We start from the raw sequence: 4515 nt of genomic DNA on the forward strand, positions 1-4515 counted from the left end.
TGCGATCCTGAAGTTCTTTCGGGAGACCCTGCCCAACCAGTGGGAAACCTTCCGAAACCAAGTGTCAGATAGCTTCAGGGTCGTCACTCACGAAAAATTTCGGGTTTTGGCGTAAGCACGGTATAAAGATATTAAGAAACCACATCATCGACAATAATTCGCCCCAATCCGATGGCTCATTATTGCCAATGCCCGCACGGGCTGTGCGGTGTTCAATGGCGATGTTTCGAGCGGTAGGGGGCGATGCCATGCATCTATCTGTGGTGGTTCCATGTTATAATGAAAACGCGGCGATCCCCTTGCTGGTCGAGCGCCTTCTGGCAGTGGTCGCGCCCTGGCAGGACAGCGCCGAAATAATCCTGGTTGATGACGGATCATCCGATGGCACCTGGGAAGCCATCGAAGACGCCCATACGCTGGCGCCGATCGTGCGAGGGCTGCGCCTATCAGCCAACAGGGGCCATCAGGTCGCCCTGACCGCCGGGCTAGAGGCCGCCAGAGGCGCGCGGATTTTCATGCTGGATGCAGATCTTCAAGACCCGCCAGAGATCCTGCCGGACATGATGAAAATCATGGATCAGAATTTTGACGTGGTTTACGGTCGCCGAGAAAAACGCGACGGCGAAACCCTGTTCAAAAGACTGAGCGCCTGGGGATTCTATCGCTTCCTCAATGCAATGTCCGATGTTTCGATCCCCAATGATACCGGTGATTTCCGCTTGGTTAGCCGCCGGGCACTGGATGCGGTACTGGCGATGCCGGAACGCAGCCGGTTTGTACGCGGCATGTTTGCCTGGGCCGGGTTTCGGCAGGTGGCCATCGAATACCCCCGCGCCCCCCGCATTGTCGGCGAGACAAAATACCCGCTACGCGCCATGCTGCGCTTTGCCACCGATGCTCTGACCGGGTTTTCGACCAAGCCGCTGAAAATCGCCACGCGGCTGTCCTTTCTCAGCCTCGCGGTTACAGCGTTCATGGCAGCCTATGTGTTTGGCTCATTGCTGATGTTCAGCACGGCGCCGGGCTGGGCCTCGGTGGTGCTGGCGATCTCGTTCTTTTCCGGAGTACAGTTGCTCACGCTGGGTATCCTCGGCGAGTATGTCGGGCGGCTCTACATGGAAGCCAAACAACGCCCGCTGTATTTCCTATCGCAGGAAACCCAACCCACGACCCAAAACATGGATCCCGAAGGCGAGGCCCGGGTTGGCCCTGCCCCGGTGCGGAGACTGGCATGAAACGCGCGGCTGATCTTTTACTGCTGACGCGTTTTGCGCTCGTGGGCGGCAGCGTTGCGGTTTTCTATGTGGGCGCATTCACATTGCTGCGCGCACAGGGGGTCGGGGAAATGCCCGCCAATACCGTGGCCTTTGCCGCAGCCATCTGTGTGCAATACATTGGCCAGTCCCTTTTGACCTTTCGCCAGCCGATGGCAGATCTGGGCCAGATTTTGCGCTTTGGGCTGACCGTTGGCCTGGGCTATGTCGTCTCTGCGATCGTCACCGGCCTGATCGGCCCTGCCCTGGGATGGGCCGACTGGATCAGCGCGACAGCGGTTGCAGCCCTGCTGCCGATACAAAACTTCATTCTTTTCCGCCTGTGGGTCTATTCCCGCGCAACGGCCTGAGTACAAGCGAGAGCAGCCATGTCACATGTGTATTCCAACGAATTCTATGACTATATCGACAAGGGCGCCCGCAGTTCCGCGCAGGCTATGATCTCGGTCGTCCAGCCCTGGCTGAACTGCCGCAGCGTGCTGGATCTTGGCAGTGGCCGCGGTGTCTGGCTCAGTGAATGGCAACAGGCAGGGGTGACCGAGCTTGCCGGGGTGGATGGCGATTATGTGGACCGCAGTCGGCTGGCGATAGACCCCACGCAGTTTCATGCCGCCGATCTGACGCAGAGTTTCAACCTGGGGCAGCGTTTCGATCTCGCACAGAGCCTTGAGGTCGGGGAACACCTGCCCACTGAAGCCTCGGCCACGCTGGTCGACAGCCTCACAGCTCATGCCGACCGGGTGCTGTTTTCAGCAGCAGTCACCGGACAGGGCGGCGAATTCCACATCAACGAACAACCGCTGTCCTATTGGCAGGATCTGTTCGCAGAACGCGGCTACAGCGCCTTTGATTGCCTCCGCCCGCGTCTGAAATCCATGTCCGGTCTTGAACCTTGGTATCGGTACAACACGATCCTCTATGTAAACGAGGCCGGCCGCAGCGGGTTGCCGCAAGAGGTACTGGATAGTGAGATCCCTGAAGGCACGCCAGTTCCCCTGGCGGGCAGCCTCAGCTGGCGCATGCGGCGCGGTGTGGTGTCTCTGATGCCCCGCGCCATGGTCACCGCAATCGCAAAGGGACGCGCCGCCCTGATCGCACGGCAAGCTCAGCGAAATCTGACCCCGGAAAATCAGACATGACAGTCATGGAGGAAGGCACCTTGGCGTCGCAGCGCCCACTGCTGCCACCACTTGCCTTGTTGATAGTCTGCGTGCTGGTTGCCCTGTTGTTGCCGGCGGTAACCTTTGTGGCGGATCCGCTGATCCGCAGTGACGATTATCCGGCTCTGCTGGGCCTGCCGGACCTGTTCTACATAAAGACCCTGAACGAAGGGCGCTGGCTGAATTACATCTGGCATCTGCGCGGGGTGGTGACACCGGCCTGGCTGAACTTTCTTGTCTACAACTTGTTCTGGGCCATCTACTTGGGCGGGCTGGTGCACCTAGCCCTTGGGGCAAGAATCGAACTGTGGCGCAAGGTGTTCGTAGCAGTGATTGCCGGCCTCGCGACACCCCAGATCCTGATTTCCCTCTGGTTCAACACGCTGATACCGGGACTTGGGGTTGTCGCACTTTATGCTCTGCTATCGGTCAAACTCAGCAGCCGTGCCAGCCGCGGTCTGCTGCTGATCTTTGTGCCCATCGCCCTGACCGCCTATACGACCTACCCGTTTCTCTTGCTGGCGTTGTGCCTCCTACGGCAGGATTTTGATCGCTCGTGGAAGGATCTGGCGGGACTGCTGGGGCTATTTCTAGTCAGCTTTGTCTTGGGCCTGCTGCTGATCTTTGGCCTAAATTATCTGGAGCATGGCATCTTTGGCGTTGTCATGGCCGACTGGCGTTCACCGAAGCCTGCGCAGGATCTGGCCTCGCTGATGCAGAACCTGCCGGTCCTCTGGAATTTTCTGGATCAAATCCTGCTCAAGGCTTCGCTGAACAATCCGTTTCTAAGCCTGCTGCAGACGGCCCTGTTTGGCGGGGCGATCTGGCTGACGGCCAAGCGGGACCTGCTAAAAGCGATCTATCCTCTGACCGGGCTGGTGCTGTGCCTTGCTATAGTGCTGATGTCAGGGCTGAAATCCGGGGTTGGACTGCCGATGCGAGCCGGTGGGTTTGCTTGGGTTTTTTACGCGGTATTCTTGGGCTGGCTGTCGCTAGAGCTGCAAGAGCGCGGCCGTGACCGACTGGGTCGCAATATTCTATTTTTTGTCGCCGCGACCTACATTGCCATCGCAGGGATGGAGCGACATTTTTCTGGCAGCTGGCAGAATTATAGCCGTACCCTTGCCGCGGAAATCGGCCCCGGGGAGGAACCCGTTCTGATCACTGGAACCTATCGTTCGCTGACCTCGGCAAAACGGTCCCAATTGCAAAGCTATTATGCGGTCAAGTTCCGGCTGGAACATCTGACCGGGCGACAGGTTTATGTGTGCGAGTTTGAAGAAAAGGCCTGTCAGGATCTGCCGGACGCTCTTAAGACGGGGTTGAACCCCGATGCCGACCAACAGCAACACGCGCTGTTAACCGCAGGGGGCAATCTGGTCGTTCTCTTTTCGCCCACCCCAATCATGCAGGAAAAGCTTGAACACAATCGCAAATAGGCGGGCCCGGCACGGGGTACCGAGGAGGTGCGCAGGTATGTCGGCTGCGCTACTGGGAGAAACAGCCGCCGCTAGAAAACCCACGGGAATACTCCGCGGCTTTTTCGCGGCACCCCTCATAGCGAGATCAACCCAAAATAAAGAGGTCCGAATTGAACACTGCGCTGACATTGACGTCATCTAAGTCCCGCGTCACATCGACGATCCGGCGCAACTGCTTGATGAGTATCCTCGTAGTAGCGGATCTTCTTAGCGGGCTGTCCTGAACACCCTGATTCGTCACTGATAATCACCCCAGCCCCAGTCATTCTACCGCCACCGGCGCGTTGGTTGCGCGGGCTGCTCTGCCCCCTGAAAACTGGACCGTATGAAGCTGGAGCTTTCCGCTAAGTTGGATCTCACCCCGTTTCTGGTCCAGGCTTCATGCGACCTTTGGGGTTTCCTTCAGTTGGGACGCAAATTCGCTCGGCGTCAAGTTTCTGAGCGATGTGATCAGCCCCACCTGAGTGGTCCGGTTTGATTGTTAGTGCATGACCGGCCTTCGGTCCATCTGGACGATGGTTTCGGGAGCCGGAGGGCGGTAGCCCAATGCGCTGTGTGGTCGTTTCGTGTTGTAGTGTTTCCTCCATTCTTCGATCAGGA

The 4515-nt window shown here is 58.2% G+C and carries 5 protein-coding genes; 4 read left to right on the top strand and 1 reads right to left on the bottom strand.

What is annotated here, in order from left to right:
• Nucleotides 1–248: 248 nt before the first annotated feature.
• Genes AAFO90_RS24035 through AAFO90_RS24050 form a run of 4 tightly spaced genes read left to right on the top strand, consistent with a single transcriptional unit; the run spans nt 249 to nt 3873 of the window.
• The gene (locus tag AAFO90_RS24035) at nt 249–1235 is read left to right on the top strand and encodes a glycosyltransferase family 2 protein (RefSeq protein ID WP_347511071.1); all 987 of its coding nucleotides are present in this window, start codon (nt 249–251) and stop codon (nt 1233–1235) included.
• On the top strand, nt 1232–1624 hold the full coding sequence (locus AAFO90_RS24040; RefSeq protein ID WP_274869257.1) for a GtrA family protein: 393 nt from the start codon (nt 1232–1234) through the stop codon (nt 1622–1624). The genes AAFO90_RS24035 and AAFO90_RS24040 overlap by 4 nt, the downstream gene beginning before the upstream one ends.
• Before the next feature lie 18 nt (nt 1625–1642).
• Nucleotides 1643–2413, top strand: coding sequence for a methyltransferase domain-containing protein (locus tag AAFO90_RS24045; RefSeq protein ID WP_347511072.1), 771 nt, complete (start codon nt 1643–1645; stop codon nt 2411–2413).
• Nucleotides 2410–3873 carry a hypothetical protein gene (locus tag AAFO90_RS24050; protein ID WP_347511073.1) on the top strand — a complete coding sequence of 488 codons (1464 nt, stop codon included), beginning with the start codon at nt 2410–2412 and terminating at the stop codon, nt 3871–3873. Before AAFO90_RS24045 ends, AAFO90_RS24050 begins: the two co-directional genes overlap by 4 nt.
• A 523-nt stretch (nt 3874–4396) precedes the next feature.
• Here AAFO90_RS24050 and AAFO90_RS24055 read toward each other — a convergent pair.
• On the bottom strand, nt 4397–4515 hold a 119-nt coding region (locus AAFO90_RS24055), incomplete at its 5' end, for an integrase core domain-containing protein (RefSeq protein WP_347511074.1).

This window comes from Phaeobacter sp. CAU 1743 (assembly GCF_039839315.1).
GTDB classification, from domain to species: domain Bacteria; phylum Pseudomonadota; class Alphaproteobacteria; order Rhodobacterales; family Rhodobacteraceae; genus Phycobacter; species Phycobacter gallaeciensis_A.

Bases quoted from the DNA above. Each gene is read 5' to 3' on its own strand.
- AAFO90_RS24035 (WP_347511071.1), top strand. From the start codon at position 249: ATGCATCTATCTGTGGTGGTTCCATGTTATAATGAAAACGCGGCGATC.
- AAFO90_RS24050 (WP_347511073.1), top strand. From the start codon at position 2,410: ATGACAGTCATGGAGGAAGGCACCTTGGCGTCGCAGCGCCCACTGCTG.
- AAFO90_RS24040 (WP_274869257.1), top strand. From the start codon at position 1,232: ATGAAACGCGCGGCTGATCTTTTACTGCTGACGCGTTTTGCGCTCGTG.
- AAFO90_RS24045 (WP_347511072.1), top strand. From the start codon at position 1,643: ATGTCACATGTGTATTCCAACGAATTCTATGACTATATCGACAAGGGC.